The 18,867-nt window shown below is 76.4% G+C and carries 14 protein-coding genes; 9 read left to right on the top strand and 5 right to left on the bottom strand.

Annotation, left to right across the window (positions count from 1 at the left end):
* Nucleotides 1-64: 64 nt before the first annotated feature.
* On the bottom strand, nt 65-1,738 hold the full coding sequence (locus CCE01nite_RS17050) for an FAD-binding dehydrogenase (RefSeq protein ID WP_141372734.1): 1,674 nt from the start codon (nt 1,736-1,738) through the stop codon (nt 65-67).
* 110 nt (nt 1,739-1,848) lie between these two features.
* On the opposite strand from CCE01nite_RS17050, the gene CCE01nite_RS17045 reads away from it, so the two are divergent.
* Nucleotides 1,849-2,487, top strand: a complete 639-nt coding sequence (locus CCE01nite_RS17045) for a hypothetical protein (protein WP_141372733.1) — start codon at nt 1,849-1,851, stop codon at nt 2,485-2,487.
* Between the two features lie 67 nt (nt 2,488-2,554).
* Here CCE01nite_RS17045 and CCE01nite_RS17040 read toward each other — a convergent pair whose 3' ends face one another.
* Together CCE01nite_RS17040 and glgX are read right to left on the bottom strand one after the other, a co-directional pair.
* Nucleotides 2,555-3,364, bottom strand: a complete 810-nt coding sequence (locus CCE01nite_RS17040) for a metal-dependent hydrolase (protein ID WP_052104043.1) — start codon at nt 3,362-3,364, stop codon at nt 2,555-2,557.
* Nucleotides 3,365-3,497: 133 nt separating this feature from the next.
* Complete coding sequence (glgX, locus tag CCE01nite_RS17035) at nt 3,498-5,753, bottom strand: glycogen debranching protein GlgX (RefSeq protein WP_052104040.1); 2,256 nt, start codon at nt 5,751-5,753, stop codon at nt 3,498-3,500.
* Between the two features lie 72 nt (nt 5,754-5,825).
* Between glgX and CCE01nite_RS17030 the strand changes: the two genes are divergently transcribed.
* Nucleotides 5,826-6,614: an electron transfer flavoprotein subunit beta/FixA family protein gene (locus CCE01nite_RS17030; RefSeq protein WP_034629041.1), complete on the top strand. Its 789-nt coding sequence runs from the start codon at nt 5,826-5,828 to the stop codon at nt 6,612-6,614.
* Nucleotides 6,615-6,642: 28 nt separating this feature from the next.
* On the top strand, nt 6,643-7,650 hold the full coding sequence (locus CCE01nite_RS17025; RefSeq protein ID WP_034629039.1) for an electron transfer flavoprotein subunit alpha/FixB family protein: 1,008 nt from the start codon (nt 6,643-6,645) through the stop codon (nt 7,648-7,650).
* 73 nt (nt 7,651-7,723) lie between these two features.
* Here the strand turns inward: CCE01nite_RS17025 and CCE01nite_RS21860 are convergent, their stop codons facing one another.
* A complete protein-coding gene (locus tag CCE01nite_RS21860; RefSeq protein ID WP_211254546.1) occupies nt 7,724-9,385 on the bottom strand; it encodes a glucuronyl esterase domain-containing protein in 1,662 nt (553 codons plus the stop codon).
* Between the two features lie 301 nt (nt 9,386-9,686).
* A complete protein-coding gene (locus CCE01nite_RS17015; RefSeq protein ID WP_034629035.1) occupies nt 9,687-10,676 on the bottom strand; it encodes a phosphotransferase family protein in 990 nt (329 codons plus the stop codon).
* A 38-nt stretch (nt 10,677-10,714) separates the two neighbouring features.
* Between CCE01nite_RS17015 and CCE01nite_RS17010 the strand changes: the two genes are divergently transcribed.
* The 6 genes from CCE01nite_RS17010 to CCE01nite_RS16985 all read left to right on the top strand — a co-directional run bounded on the left by CCE01nite_RS17010 (nt 10,715) and on the right by CCE01nite_RS16985 (nt 18,432).
* A complete protein-coding gene (locus tag CCE01nite_RS17010; RefSeq protein ID WP_084142640.1) occupies nt 10,715-11,938 on the top strand; it encodes a cysteine desulfurase family protein in 1,224 nt (407 codons plus the stop codon).
* Nucleotides 11,938-13,125 carry a tRNA 2-thiouridine(34) synthase MnmA gene (mnmA, locus tag CCE01nite_RS17005; protein WP_141372732.1) on the top strand — a complete coding sequence of 396 codons (1,188 nt, stop codon included), beginning with the start codon at nt 11,938-11,940 and terminating at the stop codon, nt 13,123-13,125. The genes CCE01nite_RS17010 and mnmA overlap by 1 nt, the downstream gene beginning before the upstream one ends.
* Nucleotides 13,122-14,150, top strand: coding sequence for a uroporphyrinogen decarboxylase/cobalamine-independent methonine synthase family protein (locus CCE01nite_RS17000; RefSeq protein ID WP_034629013.1), 1,029 nt, complete (start codon nt 13,122-13,124; stop codon nt 14,148-14,150). The genes mnmA and CCE01nite_RS17000 overlap by 4 nt, the downstream gene beginning before the upstream one ends.
* Nucleotides 14,151-14,158: 8 nt before the next feature.
* On the top strand, nt 14,159-14,533 hold the full coding sequence (locus tag CCE01nite_RS16995) for a hypothetical protein (RefSeq protein WP_141372731.1): 375 nt from the start codon (nt 14,159-14,161) through the stop codon (nt 14,531-14,533).
* A gap of 73 nt (nt 14,534-14,606) precedes the next feature.
* Entirely contained in the window at nt 14,607-17,051 is a 2,445-nt protein-coding gene (gene ligA, locus CCE01nite_RS16990) for an NAD-dependent DNA ligase LigA (RefSeq protein WP_169744014.1), read from the top strand.
* Entirely contained in the window at nt 17,044-18,432 is a 1,389-nt protein-coding gene (locus CCE01nite_RS16985) for a GNAT family N-acetyltransferase (protein WP_034629024.1), read from the top strand. Before ligA ends, CCE01nite_RS16985 begins: the two co-directional genes overlap by 8 nt.
* Nucleotides 18,433-18,867: the final 435 nt, after the last annotated feature.

The raw sequence follows: 18,867 nt of genomic DNA, 5'->3' as shown, positions 1-18,867 counted from the left end.
TGTCCGCGGCGGCCGGGTGACGTGCGTAGGCGTGGCCGGACGGGCTGACTGCTCGGGCGAAGGGTCAGTCCCCGAGCTCGGCGGCCAGCGCGCGCCCGGCGACCCGGCCCGTGTGCAGGCAGCCGCCGAGGAACGTGCCCTCGAGCGCGCGGTGGCCGTGCACGCCGCCGCCGCCGAAGCCCGCCGCCTCGCCGACCGCCCACAGCCCGGGCAGCACGGTGCCGTCGGGGCGCAGGGCGCGCGCCGAGGCGTCCGTGAGCACCCCGCCGAGGGTCTTGCGGGTGAGCACCGAGAGGCGCACCGCGAGCAGCGGCCCGTGCGCCGGGTCGAGCATCGCGTGGGGCTTCGCGACGCGGATCACGCGGTCGACGACGTACCGGCGCGCCATCGCGGTCGCGACGACCTGGTGGTCCTTGCCGAGCCCGGTCGCGACTTGCTGGTCACGCTCGCGGATCGTGCGCTCGAGCGCGTCGGGGTCGATGCGGCGCGTGCCGGTCAGGGCGTTCATGCGGGCCGCGAGCGCGGTGGGGGTCTCGGCCCACAGGAACTCGGGGGACTCCTCGGCGAACGCCTCGACCGGCCCGACCGCGCCCGGGAGCACCCGCTGGAGCAGCAGGCGCACGTCCTTACCGGTCAGGTCGGGGTTCTGCTCCGAGCCGGACAGCGCGAACTCGGAGCCCAGGATCGTCTTGTCGAGGACGAACCACGAGTGGTCGTCGCCGCGGCCGGCGATGTGCTGGAGCGCCCCGAGGGAGTCGAAGCCCGGGAACAGCGGGGCGGGCAGCCGGTGACCGTCGGCGTCGAGCCACAGCGAGCTCGGGCCCGCGAGGATGCGGATGCCGTGCCGTCCCCACACCGGGGAGTGGTTGGTGATGCCCTCGGGGTAGTGCCACATGCGGCCGGTGTGCACGACGGCGGCGCCCGCGTCCCGTGCGGCGACGATCCCCGAGCCGTCGACCGAGTCCGGGACGCCCGAGAGCATCCGCTCCGGGAGCCGGCCCGCGGTCGCCGGCCACGTCGCGCGGACGAGGTCGTGGTTCGCGCCGATGCCGCCCGTCGCGACGACGACCGCGCTCGCGGACACCTCGAAGCCGCCGACGACCTCGCGCGAGCTCGGCACCGCCCGCTCGACCGCGTGCCGTGCGAGGACGTCGCCGCGCACGCCGACGACGCGCCCGTCGCGCTCCACGAGACCCGTCGCGCGGTGGCGCGTGCGCACGTCGACGAGGCCGGCGCGGTGCGCGTCGAGGAGCGCCCGGGCGAACGGCTCGACGATCCCCGGCCCGGTGCCCCACGTGACGTGGAAGCGCGGGACGGAGTTGCCGTGGCCGCCCGCGAGGCCGCCGCCGCGCTCGGCCCACTGCACGAGGGGGAACCACCGGACCCCGAGCCCGTGCAGCCAGGGCCGCATCTCGCCGGCCGCGAAGTCGACGAAGCGCTCAGCCCACGCGCGGCCGTGGTGGTCGGGGCCGCCCGGGCCGGTGTCGGCCGCGAACCCCGCGGAGCCGAGCCAGTCGGCGAGCGCGAGCTCCGCGGAGTCGTGCACGCCGAGGCGGCGCTGCTCGGGGGAACCGACGAGGAACAGCCCGCCGAACGACCACCACGCCTGCCCGCCGATGCCCGACGACGGCTCCGTGTCGAGCAGGAGCACCCGGCGCCCGGCGCGCGTGAGCTCGGCGGTGGCCACGAGCCCGGCGAGGCCCGCACCGATGACCACGACGTCGGCGTTGTCCGTCATGCGGGCACCCTACCCGCGGCGCAGGTCGCTCCTGAGGCGTATGCCTGCGCGGCACCGGGTCGGGCGCGCGGTGGATGTGCGCGGCGCGACGGCCCCCGACGATGGGAGCCATGACGACGACCCGCACAGCGTCCCGCGTCCTGACCGCCCTCGCCTCCGGCCTGGCCACCACCGCCTACTACGCGACCCCCGACGTCATCTCCTCCCGCACCGCGCGCGGCTGGGCGAAGGCCGGCATCGCCGCGGCGTCCTTCGCCGTCGAGGTCCCGCAGCTGCTCGCCGAGCGCGCGGCGCGCCGGGCTGCCGCGGCCGACGCCGACGACGCCGCCGCGTCGTCCGAGCGGTCCGTGAGCACGGACGGCCTGCCCGGCGGGGACGGCCTGGGCGGGGAGGGCCTCCCCGGCGCGGACGGCGCCCCCGGCGCGGACGGCCTCCCGGGTGCGGACGGCCCCGGTGCCGACGACGCCGCCGGTGCGGACCCGTCGCTGTCCGGCGCGTCCCGCCGCCGCCTCGTCGCACTCGGCGTTCTCGCCGTCGCCGGCGCCGCCTCCGTCGTCGGGACGGTCGCCGCCGAGCGCTGGCTCTTCCGGCGCGGTGAGGCGCGCGCCGCCGCGGGGGTGCGGTTCGCCCACACCCGTGCCGCTGCGGTCCTCGGTGCGCTCACGGTCGCGCTCTCGCTGGTCCCCCTCTCCGACGACGAGGACGGCGGCGCCGAGGAGGCCCGCGGCGCAGGCGTCCCGACGGCCTGACCCGGGCGCCGGGGCGGCCGGGTGGAGGGGGCGCAGGCCCCTCGGTCACGACGCGACCGCGCCCCGGTCAGCCCGTGAGCTCCGCGAGCACGCGCGCGGGCAGCCACCGCGACGCCGACTCGAGCATCCCGACGAACGCCACGACGAGCCCGTAGGACGCGTACAGGCTCACCGGCACCGCGAGCAGCCACTCGCGCACCGAGCCGGTCCGGCCGAGCACGGGCACCCCGCCCCAGCCGTTGCTCTGCCACACGCGCCGCAGCACCCGGTTGCGGGCCCACCACCGCGGCGGGTCGGGGGTCCACGGCCAGAGCAGCGGGACGCCGCCGGTCGTGAGCGCGTCGCCGAGCACGTGCACCGCGGCGCCGAGCCCGACGCACACCGCGAGCCACGTCGGGTCCTCGGGGGCGAAGACCGTGATCGCGGCGGCGACCCCGGTGGCGAGCAGCCACGAGCGCAGCCACGTGGCGTCGCTCGTCATGCGCAGCGCCTTCGCGGCGTAGGCGACCAGCAGCAGCGAGATCACGCCCGCGCCGACCGCGAGGTGCCCGATCGCGCTCGGTACCCGCACGGCGCCGAGCAGCGCGCCGAGGGCCGCGAACACCAGGATCCCGAGCAGCGAGTGCGTGCCGTGCCGGTGCCCGCCCGAGACGTGCGCGACCCCGCGCGTCACGAGGCGCGAGAGCGGGGGCAGCGAGTGGCTGATCGTCCCCGCGTGGTGGTCGGCGTCGGGCAGCATCGCCGCCCCGGCGCACACGGCCGCGCCGATCAGCAGCCCGCTCGAGTGCACGGGGTACCAGCCGAGCATCAACGGCCCGGACCCGGCGACCGCGAACCAGGCCGCGGCCCCGGTCGCCGCGTGGTTCGCGCCCATCATCGTGCGGTGGTCTCCCGTCGTGCCGTCGTCGCGGGACGGGCACCACGGCCCGTCCGGCGCCGGAACCTACTACGGCGCGGGACCAGGCGAATCGTGATAAAAGGCGCTGGTCAGCGGTGTGCGGGAGCCCCCGTCAGTGCGGGCTGCGCGCGAGGTACACCCGCATGCTGAGCGCCTCGAGGAGCACGCGCTCGCCGTGCGCCGGGTGCAGGCCACCATTGATCGCGGCGGCGCTCAGCTCGTCGGGTCGCTCCCACGTCGAGTCCCACGCGAGCTCCCAGCCGGTGCCCGGCGCGGCGGCGAGCGCGACCTCGACCGCGTCGAGCGCGCCGTTGACCGCGAGCAGGACGCTGCGGCCCCCGTCGGCCGCGGCCCGGACCATCTGGAGCGTGCGGATCGACGGGTCGTGCCACCGCGCGTGGTCGAGCTCGACGCCGTCGGGCCCGTACCAGGCGAGGTCCGGCGGGCCGCCGTCGGTGACGGGTGCGCCCGTGTAGAACCGCGTCGTGCGCAGCGCCGCGTTCTCCCGGCGCAGGCGCAGCAGGTGTCGCGCGGTCGCGAGCAGGTCCTGCCGCCAGGGGGCGAGGTCCCACGAGACCCAGGACAGCTCGCCGTCCTGGCAGTACGCGTTGTTGTTGCCCAGCTGCGTGCGCCCGAGCTCGTCGCCCGCGGTGATCATGGGCGTCCCCGCGGCGAGCACGAGGGTCGCGAACAGGTTGCGGATCGAGCGGCGGCGCAGCGGCAGGATGTCGGCGCCGACCGAGTCCGCGCGCAGCGGGCCCTCGATGCCGTGGTTCCACGAGCGGTTGTCGTTCGACCCGTCCCGGTTGTTCTCGCCGTTCGCGGCGTTGTGCTTGTGCTCGTAGGCGACGAGGTCGGCCATCGTGAAGCCGTCGTGCGCCGTGACGTAGTTGACGGACGCGACCGGCCCGCGTGCGAGCGGCGGGTCGCCGTGCCCGAACAGGTCCACCGAGCCGGCGAGGCGCGTCGCGAGCGCACGGACCCGGTGCCCGGGCAGGCCGTGCGCCGCGCGGGCCGGGTCGGCGAGCCAGAAGGAGCGCACCGCGTCGCGGAACCGGTCGTTCCACTCGGCCATGGGCGCGGGGAAGTGCCCGGTGCGCCAGCCGCCGGGGCCGACGTCCCACGGCTCCGCGACGAGCTTGAGCCCGCGCAGGCTCGGGTCCGTCGTGAGCGCGACGAGGAACGGGTGGTCGGGGTCGAAGCCGTCGCGACCGCGCCCGAGTGTCACCGCGAGGTCGAACCGGTAGCCGTCGACACCGATCTCGTCGGCCCAGTACCGCAGCGAGTCGAGCGCGAGCTGGACGACCTCGGGGCGGCGGAAGTCGAGCGAGTTCCCGGTCCCGGTCATGTCCGCGAGCGCCGCGGGGGAGCCGCCGTCGTGCAGGTAGCAGCGCGCGTTGTCGAGCCCGCGCCAGCTCAGGTGCTGCCCGGGCAGCCCGCCCTCGCACGTGTGGTTGTACACCACGTCGAGCAGGACCTCGAGCCCGGCCTCGTGCAGCGCGTGCACGGCGGAGCGGACCTCGGCGAGCACCGCGGCCGGGCCGGCGTCGCGCGCGGCCTGCGTCGCGTACGCGGCGTGCGGCGCGAAGAACCCGAGGGTGTTGTAGCCCCAGTAGTTGGTCAGCCCCTTGTCGAGCAGGTGCGGTTCCGACGCGGACGCGTGCACCGGGAGCAGCTCGACCGCCGTGACGCCGAGCGAGAGCAGGTGGTCGAGCGTCGCGGGGTGCGCGAGGCCCGCGTACGTGCCGCGCAGCTCGGGCGGCACCGTGGGCAGCCGCTGCGTGAGCCCGCGCACGTGCGCCTCGTAGACGACCGTCTCGGGCCACGGCACGTGCGGGCGGTTGGCCGCGGGGTCGGGGGACAGCGCGCGCACCGCGCCGGTGTCGACGACGACCGCGTGCGGCACGTGCGCCGCGGAGTCGCGCGGGTCCGCCGGACCGTAGGGGTCGCCCACCAGGTCGTCGCCGACCACGTGCCCGTACGTCTCGGGCCGGTGCGCGACGTCGCCGACGAGCCCGCGCGCGTACGGGTCGACGAGCAGCTTCGCGGGGTTGTAGCGGTGGCCGCCGACGGGGTCCCACGCGCCGTGCGCCCGGAACCCGTACCGCTGACCGGGCGCGACGCCGTCGACGTAGGCCCAGAACACGCCGTGCTCGGGCCCGTCGAGGCGGACCCGGCGCTCCGCCCACGGGGTGTCGGCGCCGCCCGGCGCCGGGTCGAGCAGGCACAGGTCGACGGCGTGCGCGTGCGGCGCGCGCACGGCGACGCTCACGCCCCCGTCGACGACGTGGACGCCGAGCGGGGGCACGGGCCGGCGGCGGCGGGCGGCGGGGTCCAGGGGCGGTTCGGCGTGGTGCACGGCGCCCATTGTGAACCCCCGACGTTTCCGGCACTGGACACCCGGTGGGTGACCTCGGCCGGTGCGGGTAACGTTCCGCGCGTGAGAATCGTGGTGTGCGTCAAGCACGTGCCGGACATCCAGTCGGAGCGGGCGCTCGGACCCGACGGTCGCGTCGTCCGTGACCAGGGGGACGGGACGCTGAACGAGCTCGACGAGAACGCCCTCGAGGCGGCGCTCGCGCTCGTCGAGGAGCACGGCGGGGAGGTGGTCGCGCTCACGGTCGGACCGGACGACGCGGTCGACGCGGTCCGCAAGGGCCTGCAGATGGGTGCCGAGCAGGCCGTTCACGTGCTCGACGACGCGGTCGCCGGGTCGGACGTCTTCGGGACCGCGACGGTGCTCGCGGCCGCGATCCGCCGAATCGGCGCGGACGCGCCCGTCGACCTCGTGGTCACGGGCATGGCGGGGCTCGACGGCCTGACGTCGCTGCTGCCGAGCGCACTCGCCGCGGAGCTCGACCTGCCGCAGCTCACGCTCGCCGCCGAGCTCACCGTCGCCGACGGCGCCGTCACGGTGCGCCGCGAGCTCGACCACGCGAGCGAGGTGCTCACCGCGCCGCTCCCGGCGCTCGTCTCGGTCACCGACCAGGCGAACGACCCGCGCTATCCGAACTTCAAGGGCATCATGGCCGCCCGCAAGAAGCCCGTCGACGTCCTGACGCTCGCCGACCTGGGCGTCGACCCCGCGTCGGTCGGCGGCGACGCCGCGTGGACCGAGGTCGTCGAGGCCGCGCCGCGCCCGCCGCGCGAGAACCGCGTGCTCGTCAACGACGACGGCGAGGCGGGCCTGCGGCTCGCCGCGTGGCTCGTCGAGAACAAGCTGGTCTGAGCACCGAGTCCCGGAGGACCGCACCATCATGACGACGACCCTGACCGGCCCCGTGCTCGTGCTGCTCGACCACGCGTCGACCGGCGCCCTGCGCACGACCGTCCTGGAGCTCCTGACCATCGCCCGCAGCCTCGGCCCGGTGCACGGCGCGTGGGTCGCCGCGGCCGGCACCCCCGCGGCCGCCGGGCCCGACGACGCCACGCTCGCCCAGCTCGGCGAGCACGGCGTCGAGGCCGTGCACGTGCTCGACCTCGGGTCCGCCGACGCGCGGCTCAGCCCGGTCGTCGCGGAGGGCCTCACGGCGCTCGCGGCCGGCACCGGCGCCGCGGCGCTGCTGCTGACCTCGTCGTTCGAGAACAAGGAGGTCGCCGCGCGCGTCGGTGTCGCGGCGCGCGCCGGGGTCGTCGTCGACGCCTCGGGCGCCGAGGTCGACGACCAGGGCCGCGTCGTGGCCGCCAAGACGGTGTTCGCGGGCACGTGGACCACGCGCTGCGCGATCCGCACCGCGCTCGCGGTCGTCGCGCTCAAGGCCAACTCGGTGCAGCCCGTCCCCGCGGACGCCGCGACGGTCCCCGCGATCGAGCGGCTGATCGTCGCCGTGAGCGAGGCGGCCGGCCGGGCGAGCGTCGTCGAGCACACGGAGCGCGTCGCGTCCGACCGCCCGGCGCTCGGCGAGGCGCAGGTCGTCGTGGTCGGCGGCCGCGGCACCAACGGCGACTTCTCCGCGGTCGAGGAGCTCGCCGACGTGCTCGGCGGAGCGGTCGGCGCCACGCGCGTCGCGACCGACGAGGGCTGGATCGGGCACGACGCCCAGATCGGCCAGACCGGCGTCACGATCGCCCCCAAGCTCTACATCGGCGCGGGCGTCTCGGGCGCGGTGCACCACCGCGGCGGGATGCAGTCGTCGGGCACGATCGTCGCCGTGAACTCCGACCCCGAGTCGCCGATCTTCGAGATCGCGGACTACGGCATCGTGGGCGACCTCTTCACCGTGCTGCCGCAGACCGCGGCCGAGCTGCGGCGGCTCCAGGGCTGACCGCCCGGCGCGCGACGCACGCACGGGCCGGTGCGGTGGGGGTGACCCCGTCGCACCGGCCCGTCGTCGTCGGTCAGCGGGCCGTGCAGGTCGCGCTGATCCCGCTCCCGGTGCCCGTGGCCTGGAAGCCGAGCTCGGTCGCCTGCCCGGCGGCGAGGGCGCCGTTCCACGCGACGTTGCTCAGCCGGACCGCCCCCGAGGCCGCGCTGCGCTCGGCGTTCCAGACGTTCGTGATCGCCGCGCCGCCCGGGAGCGTCAGGCCGACGTCCCAGCCGCGGATGGCCGCCGAGCCGGCGGTCACGCGCACGCTCACCACGAACCCGCCGTTCCACTGCTGGACGGACGTGGTCGCGGTGCAGACGGCCCCCGGGTCCGTGGTCGGGGTCGGCTCGGAGGTGGGCGTCGGGGTGGGCGTCGGCTCTGGGGTGACCGTGGGGGTCGGCGTCGCGGTCACCGTGGGCGTCGGCTCGGGGCCCGCGGGGAGGGTCGGCGTCTGCCAGGTGCGCCACTCCGCGAGGTTGCCCTGCGCGCGGCTCGAGATGCGCATCGCGCCCGGTGCGCTGCCCGTGCCGAGCAGGAACTTCTGGATGCTCTGCTGCAGCGGCGTGCGCCACTCGGCGCGGTTGGCGCAGTGGCTGCCGTCCTGCACGTCGGACCAGTAGGTGATGTTCTCGCCCGCGCCGAGCGCCCGGTAGACCTCCGCGCCGCCGAGCGCAGCGACGCTCGCGGACCGCGGGCCCAGGTTGGCGATGTGCGGGTTGTCCATGATCAGCAGCCCGCGCGGGGCGACGAGCCCGACGACCTGGTGGGTGTCGATCGGCAGCCGGGCCGGGCCGCCCGTGAACGTGCCGAACGCGTCGCCGAGCCAGGGCTGCTCGCCGTAGGCGCTGCTCAGGCTCTGGGCGCCCTCGCCGGGGATGCCGCGGAAGATCGGCACGCCTGCGCTGCCCGACTCGATGGGCATCGTGAGCGCGATGCGCTGATCGAACGCTCCCGCGACGAAGGCACCCTTGCCGAACCGCGAGCAGCCGGTGACGCCGGTCGCGTCGGCCTTCAGGATCGTGCCGCCCGACTGCTCGATCACGTCGATGATCCGGCTCACGCCCCACGCCCAGGACATCAGGAGGCCCGTGCTGCTCGACGAGCCGTAGAGCGTGTAGAACGCTCCCTGCTTGTTCGCGCGCCCGGTGCCCTCCTTGCCGACGGCGTAGGGGTCGTAGCTGATCACGGCGGCGCCGGAGGCCTTGATCGTGGCGGTGTCGCCGCCGAAGCTGCCGTAGACGATCACGGCGGGGAACGGGCCGGTGCCGCTCGGGAGGTCGACCTTCGCGGAGAAGCTCGAGCTGCGGCCCTGGTGAGACGTGTTCACGGTGATGCCGGTCCGCGAGACGGTCCCGGAGACGGTCGGCTTCGCGGGCTTCTCGCCGTAGACGAACCTCTCGGCGAGCCGCCGGGTCAGCTCGCGCTGGCACCGCCAGTCGGCGCGCGAGGCGATGCGGGTGCCGTCGAGCCGCTGGAAGGGGTCGGGGAGCCTCGCGTTCGTCGGCAGCGAGCCGGCGTCGGGGAGGGCCGGCACCGCGCAGCCGGCGCCCTCGTTCTCGACGGCGGACGCGAACGGCGCCGCGTGGGCGGTCCCGGCGCGGGGGATGTCGGCGACCGCCGCGGCGGCCGCGAGCGCGACCACCGCCAGGACGACGACCGTCGAGCGGTTCTTCGAGCGGCCCGATCTGGTCACCAGGGCTCTCCCTCCAGGTGGAGGCGACGCCTCGCCATCGAGGAGACCGCGAAACTATCGCCCTTCTTCCCGGGATCCTTCCCGGTCGACCCGAGCGTCCGGGCGCCGCGGAGGCGTGTCGAGGTGCTGAAACCCTTTGGTGCGATCTTCACCGGTGGAGATCGGACGAGGGGCCATCGCGCGGCATCGGGTGATCTCGTCAGTCCCGGGCGGACGCGGCGTCGGCTACCCGGCGGTCCTGGCGTGTCGAGCTGGGGCGGCGATGAGCGCGCTCACATGCGAAAGTTTCGCGCCGAGCAGGTCAGGCGAGGTCCCGCAGCCACGCGAGCGCCTGCGCGCCCTGCGCCCGCTGGAACCGGCGCAGGTTCGGGATCCCCAGGGGCGCCGGCTGCAGCGACCCGTACGCGAAGAAGCCCGCGAGCCCGGCCAGACCGGCGCGCAGGTCCGCGGGGCTGACGCCCTCGGAGACCGGGTGCGACCAGAAGATCTCCTGCGGGTCTCCGCCGCCCTGCATCGCGATGCTCGGGAGCATGAAGGCCAGGTCCAGCCACGGGGCCCCGACGCTCGCGTGCGGCCAGTCGATGAGCGCGACCCGGTTCCGGTCCCGGTCGATCATGATGTTGTCGGCCCGCAGGTCCCCGTGCACGAGCGCGTCGCCCGCGCACACCCGCAGCGCGTCCTGCTCCCACCGCACCAGGTCGTCGAGGTGCTCGTGCGCCCACCGGCCGAGGTCGCCGGCCAGGCGTGCCGCGCCCTCGAGCTCGTCCTGCGGCCACCGGGCGAGCGAGCGCCAGCCGGTGAAGTCGGGCGCGAGCAGGTCGTCCGTGCGCGGCAGCCGGTGGCCGGGCAGCGGCTGGGCGTGGGCCAGCGGCACGAGCGCGTCGAGCACGAGCGCGAGCTCCTCCGGGTCCCACGGCAGCAGCGGCGGGCGCCCGTGCGAGACCTCGAAGCCCAGCAGGACCCAGTCGCCGTCCTCGTCGAACCACAGCAGCCGCGGCGCGGGGACCTCGGGCGGGAGCGCCGCCGCCGCACGGATCTCGGCGCGGGCGAACTCGGGCGACGTCGGGTTCTGCTCCGGGGAGACCGCCTTGACGAACACCCCGCGCCCGTCCGCGAGCTCGAGGACCGCCGCGAAACCCGGGCTGAACCCCGTCGTCGCGCTCGTCTCGGCGCTCACCTGGGACCCCGCGAGCTCCGCGATGCGCGCGCGCACGGCCCGCGGCAGGTCGCGCCAGTCGAGGCGCTGACCGCTGAAGGCGAGCGGCGAGGGGTAGACGGCGTCGGGACTCACGCACACATCCTGCCAGCGCGGTTCGTACACTCGTGCAGGTGAGTGTCTATCTGGACCATGCGGCGACCACGCCGATGCTCCCCGAGGCGGTCGCCGTCCTCACCGAGCACCTGGTCCGGACCGGCAACCCGTCGTCGCTGCACGCCGCCGGACGGGCGGCGCGGCGCACCGTCGAGGAGGGGCGCGAGCGCCTCGCGGCCGCCCTCGGCGCGCGCCCGAGCGAGGTCGTCGTGACCGGTGGGGGCACCGAGGCGGACAACCTCGCGGTCAAGGGGCTGTTCTGGGGGCGGCGCACGCACGACCCCTCGCGCCGGCGCATCCTCGTTTCCGCGGTCGAGCACCACGCGGTGCTCGACCCCGCCTTCTGGATGGCCGAGCACGCGGGTGCCGAGATCGTGCTCCTGCCGGTCGACGCGGACGGGGTGCTCGACCTCGACGCGCTGCGGGCCGAGCTCGACGAGCACGCCGAGCAGGTCGCGCTGATCTCCGTGATGTGGGCGAACAACGAGGTGGGAGCGCTGCAGCCGTTGCACGACGTCGTCTCGCTCGCGCGCCGCCACGGCATCCCGGTGCACGCCGACGCGGTCCAGGCCGTGGGCCAGGTGCCGGTCGACTTCGCGGCGTCGGGGCTCGACGCGCTCACCGTCAGCGGGCACAAGGTCGGCGGCCCCGGCGGCGTCGGGGCGCTGCTCGCCCGCCGCGGGCTCGAGCTCACGCCCGTCCTGCACGGCGGCGGGCAGGAGCGCGGGGTCCGCTCGGGGACGCTGGACGCGCCCGCGATCGCGTCGTTCGCGGTCGCCGTCGACTCCGCGGTCGCGGCCCGCGAGGCCACCGCGCAGCGGCTCACCGAGCTGCGGGACGCGCTCGTCGCGGGCGTGCGCGCGGCCGTCCCGGGCGCGGTGCTGCGCGGCCCCGAGGACGCCGCCCGGCGGCTGCCCGCCAACGCACATTTCACCTTCCCCGGCTGCGAGGGCGACTCGCTGCTGTACCTGCTCGACTCGGCCGGCGTCGCGTGCTCGACGGGGTCGGCGTGCCAGGCGGGCGTCCCGCGACCGAGCCACGTGCTGCTCGCGATGGGGGTCGACGAGGACGACGCGCGCGGCGCGCTGCGGTTCTCGCTCGGCCACACCTCGAGGCGGGCCGACGTCGACGCGCTGCTGACCGCGCTGCCCGGGGTCGTCGACCGGGCGCGAGCCGCGGGCCTCGCGGGCCGGTCCGACCGCGCCGACCGTGGGCACCGCCAGCCGAGCGGGGCCCGCTGATGCGCGTCCTCGCGGCCCTGTCCGGGGGCGTCGACTCGGCCGTCGCCGCGGCACGCGCGGTCGACGCCGGGCACGACGTCGTCGCCGTCCACATGGCGCTCTCGCGCACGCGCGACCAGTTCCGCACCGGCTCGCGCGGCTGCTGCTCGATCGAGGACGCCGGCGACGCGCGGCGCGCCGCCGACGTGCTCGGCATCCCGTACTACGTGTGGGACCTGTCCGAGCGGTTCGAGGACACCGTCGTCGCCGACTTCCTCAGCGAGTACGCCGCGGGCCGCACGCCCAACCCGTGCGTGCGCTGCAACGAGCACATCAAGTTCGAGGCGCTGCTCGACAAGGCGCTCGCGCTCGGCTTCGACGCGGTCTGCACGGGCCACTACGCGAGCGTCGTGACCCGCCCCGACGGCACGCGCGAGCTGCACCGCTCCCGCGACGCCGCCAAGGACCAGTCGTACGTGCTCGCCGTGATGGGCCCCGACCGGCTCGCCCGCGCGATGTTCCCGCTCGGCGAGGTCACGTCCAAGGACGAGGTGCGGGCCGAGGCCGCCGCGCGTGGGCTCTCGGTCTCGGCCAAGCCCGACTCGTACGACATCTGCTTCGTCGCCGACGGGGACACGCAGGGGTTCCTGCGCGACCGGCTCGGCTCGCAGCCCGGCGACATCGTCGACGCCGACGGCACGGTCCTGGGCGCGCACGACGGGGCGTACGCGTACACCGTCGGGCAGCGCAAGGGCCTCGCGATCGGACGGCCCGCGCCCGACGGGCGGCCCCGGTACGTGCTCGCGGTCGAGCCGGTGAACCGGCGCGTCGTCGTCGGGCCCGTCGAGGCGCTCGAGGTCGCGGGCATCGCGGGGGAGCAGGCCGTCTGGTTCACCGAGCCCGGCCCCGGGTGGTTCGGGTGCGCCGTGCAGGTGCGCGCGCACGGCGTGCCCGTCGCGGCGCGCGCCCGGGTGCTCGACGGCGGGGCGGTCGAGGTCGACGTGACCGTCGACGGCCCGCAGCGCTCGCTGCACGGCGTCGCGCCCGGCCAGTCGCTCGTGCTGTACGACGGCACGCGCGTGCTCGGCCAGGCCACGGTGGCGTCCACCACGCCCGCGGTGCGGACGTCCGCGGTGCCGGTTCCCGCGGTCACGGTTCCCGAGGCGCCGACGCCCGACGCGGCGACGACCCCGGCGCACCGCGCGTGACGGGCGTCAGCGGGCACCCGGTCTGGCCCGGCGAGGACCTGCTCGACGCGCAGAGCGTCGTCGTCGGCGACCTCGCGGACACCCCCGAGGGGCTCGACGGGCTGCCGTTCCTCGTGCGACTGCCGGCGCGCGGTCCGTGGGCGGACGCCACCGCGCAGGCCGCGGCGCTGCTCGTCGACATGCCCGTCGAGCTCGGCGTGCACGGCTGGAAGCTCGCCGATCGACCGGGCCACGACGAGTCGCGGGCGCGGGCGCTCGTGCGCGAGGGCCTCGACGTGCTCGCCGTCGCCGCGCACGGGTACACCGGGCCGCTCGTGGTGCCCGTCGTCGGGCCGCTCACGCTCGCGGCGTCGCTCTACCTCGCGCGCGGCGACCGCGTGCTGGCGGACGCCGGCGCGGTGAGCGAGCTCGCGGAGTCGCTCGGGGCCGGGCTCGTCGAGCACCTGGCCGCGGTCCGGCGCGCGGTGCCCGGGGCGGCGCTCTCCGTCGTGCTGCACGAGCCGCTGCTCGCGCAGGTCGTCGCGGGCGTGCTGCCCAGCTTCTCCGGCTACTCCGCGCTGCGGCCCGTGCGCGCCCCGGTCGCGGCCGAGCGGCTGCGCGCGGTGACCGGAGCGCTGCGCGGGGCCGGCGCCGCGGGGGCGGAGCGCGTCGTCGTGCACGGCGGGTCGGCCTGGTCCTCGATCGCCTCGGTCGCCGACTCCGGGGCCGACGCCGTCGCGCTCGCGGTCGGCGGCTTCGACGAGCGGGCCTGGGAGCGGGTCGCCGAGTTCGTCGAGCGCGGCACCGCGCTGTGGGCCGAGCTCCCGCCGCAGGCGTCCTCGCAGTGCGCGGGACCCGACGTCGCCGGTCAGGCCGCCGTGCTGCTCGAGCCGTGGCGGCGCATCGGGCTGCCCGCCGAGCGGCTGCGCGACGTCGTCGTGCTCGCGCCGCCCGCCGGTGCCGGCGCGACCCCCGACGACGCCCGCGGTGCGCTCGCCGGTACGGTGCGTGCCGCCCTGATCGTCGCCGAGCGAGCCGAAGGATGACCCCCGACATGAGCGCACCCGGCGCGAGCCCCCGCCTCGAGCCACGCCGTCGCGCGCTGCTGCTGCTCGTCGGCTCGGGCGTCGCGCTCGTGGGGATCCTCACGCTCGCCGTGCTGTGGATCTCGCTCGGGGTCGGGACGCTGCGCGCCGGGGCCGTGCTCGACGAGCCGTGCCTCGCCGCGTACGACGCTGCCGCCGACGGCACCGACATCCGGTACACCGCGTTCCCGCCGCAGGCGATCTGCACGTGGACCGTCGACGGCCAGGCGCGCGAGGTCGTCGTGCAGCGCTCGTCGACCGCGGTGTTCGGCGGGGCGGCGGTCGCGGCGCTCGGGGGCATCGGGCTCGTCGCGGCGGTGCTCGTGGCGGGCCGGCGGGGCTGAGCCCGCTCGCGCGCGTCTGCGGACGCGCGCGCCGGGAGCGCGGTGCGTGGGTGGGCGTTGCGATGATGTGCCGGTGAGCACCGCGACCCCGCCCGCCGCCGACCTCCCCGCGTCGCAGGACGCCGCAGCCCCGGGCGCGGCCCGCGACGCCGCGCCGCCCGAGGTGCAGCGCGAGTGGACCGAGCTCGCCGACCGGGTGCGCGACGCACAGTTCGCCTACTACGTGCGCGACGCGCCGACGATCAGCGACGCCGAGTACGACGAGACGCTCCGCCGGCTCGAAGCGCTCGAGGACGCCCACCCGGACCTGCGCACGCCCGACTCGCCCACCCAGAAGGTCGGCGGCACCTTCTCGACCGAGTTCACCGCGGTCGACCACGTCGAGCGCATGCTCTCGCTCGACAACGCGTTCTCCGCCGAGGACGTCGCGGCGTGGGCCGAGCGCGTGCACCGCGACCTCGAGACGGTCCCCGACGGCGGCCTGCACTACCTGTGCGAGCTCAAGATCGACGGGCTCGCGATCGCCCTGCTCTACGAGAACGGCCGGCTCGTGCGCGCGGCCACGCGCGGCGACGGACGGACCGGCGAGGACGTCACGCTCAACGTCCGGACCATCAGCACCGTCCCGCAGGTCCTCGCGGGGGACCCGGCGACGCACCCCGAGCTCATCGAGGTGCGCGGCGAGGTGTTCTTCCCCGTCGAGGCGTTCGCGGACCTCAACGCCGCACAGGTCGCCGCGGGCAAGGCGCCGTTCGCCAACCCCCGCAACGCCGCCGCAGGCTCGCTGCGGCAGAAGGACCCGCGCGTGACCGCGTCCCGCGACCTGCGGGTGTACGCGCACGGCATCGGGGCGCTGCGGTGGGGCCCCGGCTCCGGCGGCGTGGGCCTCGAACGCCAGTCGCAGGTGTACGACCTGCTCGCGGGATGGGGCGTCCCCGTGTCCGGGCACACGCGCGTGGTCCCGGGGCTGCCCGAGGCGCAGCAGATGATCGACCACTACGGCGAGCACCGGCACGACGTCGAGCACGAGATCGACGGCATCGTGCTCAAGGTCGACGAGATCGCCCTGCAGCGCCGGCTCGGGTCGACGAGTCGCGCCCCGCGCTGGGCCATCGCGTACAAGTACCCGCCCGAGGAGGTCAACACGAAGCTCCTCGACATCCGGGTCAACGTCGGCCGCACCGGGCGCGTCACCCCGTACGGCGTCATGGAGCCCGTGCTCGTCTCCGGCTCGACCGTCGCGATGGCCACGCTCCATAACGCGAGCGAGGTCGCGCGCAAGGGCGTGCTCATCGGCGACACGGTCGTGCTCCGCAAGGCCGGGGACGTCATCCCGGAGATCGTCGGACCCGTCGTCGACCTGCGCGACGGCACCGAGCGCGCGTTCGAGATGCCGACGCACTGCCCCTCATGCGGCACCGCGCTCGCGCCGGCCAAGGAGGGCGACGTCGACCTGCGCTGCCCCAACAGCCGCTCGTGCCCGTCGCAGCTGCGCGAGCGCGTGTTCCACGTCGCCTCGCGCGGGGCCTTCGACATCGAGGCGCTCGGCTGGGAGGCCGCCGCGAGCCTGCTCGACGCGGGCGTCCTGACCGACGAGGGCGACCTGTTCGCGCTCGACGCCGACGCGCTGCGCCGCGTCCCGCAGTTCGTGCTCTCGACGAGGTCCAAGGTCAAGGGCCGCCAGCGCGAGGCAGGCGACCTCAACGCCGTCGGGGAGAACCTGCTCGCGAACCTCGAGAAGGCGAAGGACACCGCGCTGTGGCGCGTGCTCGTCGCGCTGTCGATCCGCCACGTCGGGCCGACCGCCGCCCGGGCGCTCGCGACCGAGTTCGGCTCGCTCGACGCGATCGAGGCGGCGAGCGAGGAGGAGCTGGCCTCGACCGAGGGGGTCGGGCCGACGATCGCCGCCGCGGTCCGGGCGTGGTTCGACCAGCCCGACGCGGCGTCCGACGACGAGCGCTGGCATCGCGAGATCGTCCGGAAGTGGCGCGACGCCGGCGTCCGGCTCGCCGACGAGCGCGACGCGTCCGTGCCGCGCACGCTGACCGGCCTCACGGTCGTCGTGACCGGAAGCCTCGAGGGGCTGAGCCGGGACGGCGCGAAGGAGGCGATCATCGCGCGCGGCGGGAAGGCGTCGGGCAGCGTGTCGAAGAAGACCGACTACGTCGTGGTGGGGGAGAACGCCGGGTCGAAGGAGGCCAAGGCGCGCGAGCTCGGGCTGCGGATCCTGGACGAGGCGGGCTTCGTGGCGCTGCTCGAGCACGGGCCCGCGGGGGTGGGGGACACGCCGGCGGAGGACGCATCCGAGGACGGGGCCGACGGCTCCGCCGTGGCGGGGGACGCTGCTGCGATCGACACGGCGGAGGACGGCGCCGGGGCGGACGACGCCCGGTCCGACGACGGCGGGTCGGGTGCTGCAGTGGCGGGCGGTGACGCTCACGCTGCCGACGGTGCGGGCGCCACGCACGACGGCGCGGGCGACGAGCCGGACGACGCCGAGGAGCTGCCGCGTGGGTGACGTGCGGGTCCGCGTCGCGACCGGCGTGCACGAGCTGCGCGACGTGGGCGCGCTCACGGCCGAGGCTTACCACGCGGACCGCCTGCTGAGCCCGGACGACGACTACACCGTCGAGCTCCGGGACGCGGAGCGCCGGGCTGGCGAGGCGGTGCTGCTCGTGGCCCTCGTGCCGGCGGCGCCCGGCGTCGAGCCGGCCGACGGGGACGAGGACACCGATGCGGGCACCGACACCGACGGAGTCGTCGTCGGCACCGTGACGCTCGCCCCGGCCGGCACGTCCTACGCGGAGGTCGCAGAGCCGGGCGAGGCCGAGATCCGGATGCTCGCCGTCGCCCCGGAGGCGCGCCGGCGCGGGGTCGCCGAGGCGCTCATGCGCGCGGCGCTCGACCACGCCGTCACGTCCGGGCACCGCCGCGTCGTCCTCTCGACGTTCGACGCCATGCGGTCGGCCCAGCGGCTCTACCGGCGCCTCGGCTTCGTCCCGGTGCCCGCGCGCGACTGGCAGCACGAGGGCGTGCACGTCCGCGTGCACGTGTGGGACGCACCGCAGGCGCCCGGCGCCGAGGTCGAGACGTCGACGTGGCGCCCGGTCGAGGCGGCCGACGTCGGACCGTGGCGGCTCGGGCTGTCCGGCGGGTTCACGCGCCGGGCCAACAGCGTCGTCGCGCGGGGGGAGCCGGCGGACGTCGACGCCGCGATCGCCGCGGTCGAGGAGCGGTACGCGACGGCGGGGCTGCCCTCGGTGTTCCGGGTGTGCCCCGCGAGCCGTCCGGCCGACCTCGCGAGCAGGCTCGCGGCCCGCGGGTACACGACCGTCTCCCGCACGTCCGTGCTGGTGCGGCCCGTGGCGGCGCCCCCGCGGGAGGACGACGGTGCGGCGGCGCGGACCGACGACGGCACCGCTGCCGCGCGGCCGGGACCGGCGGCTCGTCGGCCGGGCGAGCCCGTCGTCACCTTCGCCGACGCACCCGACGACGACTGGCTGCGGGGCTGGCTCGCGGTCAAGGCGGGCGGCGGAGTCGACCTCGACCTCGCCCGCCGGGTCGTCGGCGGCGCCGCTGCGCGCTACGCCACGGCGTCTGACGAGCACGGGGTGGTCGGCGTGATCCGCGCGGCACCGGCCGGGGAGTGGGTCGGGCTGTCGTGCCTCATGGTCGCCGAGCGCGGTCGCCGCCGCGGTCTCGGCCGCCGGCTCACCGAGCTCGCGCTGCGCGACGCGGCCGACCGGGGGGCGACGCGAGCGTTCCTGCAGGTCGAGGAGCACAACGTCGGCGCCCGCGCGCTCTACCTCGGTGCCGGGTTCCAGGCCGCGGAGGTCTACGAGTACTGCGAACGACCGTCGACCGGCGCAGCCCCCGCCACGCCCACGGGCGGCTGCTGAACCGCCCGGTCGTCGCACGGCCGCAGGCACGCCGGACCACCGGAACCCGGGCCTGCACGTCCGGCGCGCCCGGTTCCCCGTCGCGGTGCCCCTAGGCTGTGCGCCGACCAGCGGGACCCGGCCGACCACCCGGCCGACCACCCGGACCCGCTGCGCGGAGTCCGGCCGGCCCACCAGCCGGACTCCGCCGACCAGCCCGACGAGCCCGACCAGCCCGACCGGCCCGACCGGCCCGACCAGCCCGAGCGGCCCGACCGGCCCGACCGGCCCGACCGGCCCGACCGGCCGGACCAGCCCTCCGGGTCGACCGGCCCGACGGGACGGACCGGCCCCACCGAGACACGGGAGCAGCAGCGATGACGGACGCCACGCCGACCGGTGCCGCCGAGCACGTGCCGGTGCCGGTCGCGCCCCCGGGCTCCCGCCGGCTCGCCG

Origin of the sequence: Cellulomonas cellasea, assembly GCF_006538745.1 — a bacterium.
GTDB classification, from domain to species: Bacteria; Actinomycetota; Actinomycetes; order Actinomycetales; family Cellulomonadaceae; genus Cellulomonas_A; species Cellulomonas_A cellasea.
Note: the sequence above shows the minus strand (reverse complement) of the source record. Positions and strands in the feature narration are given on the sequence as shown.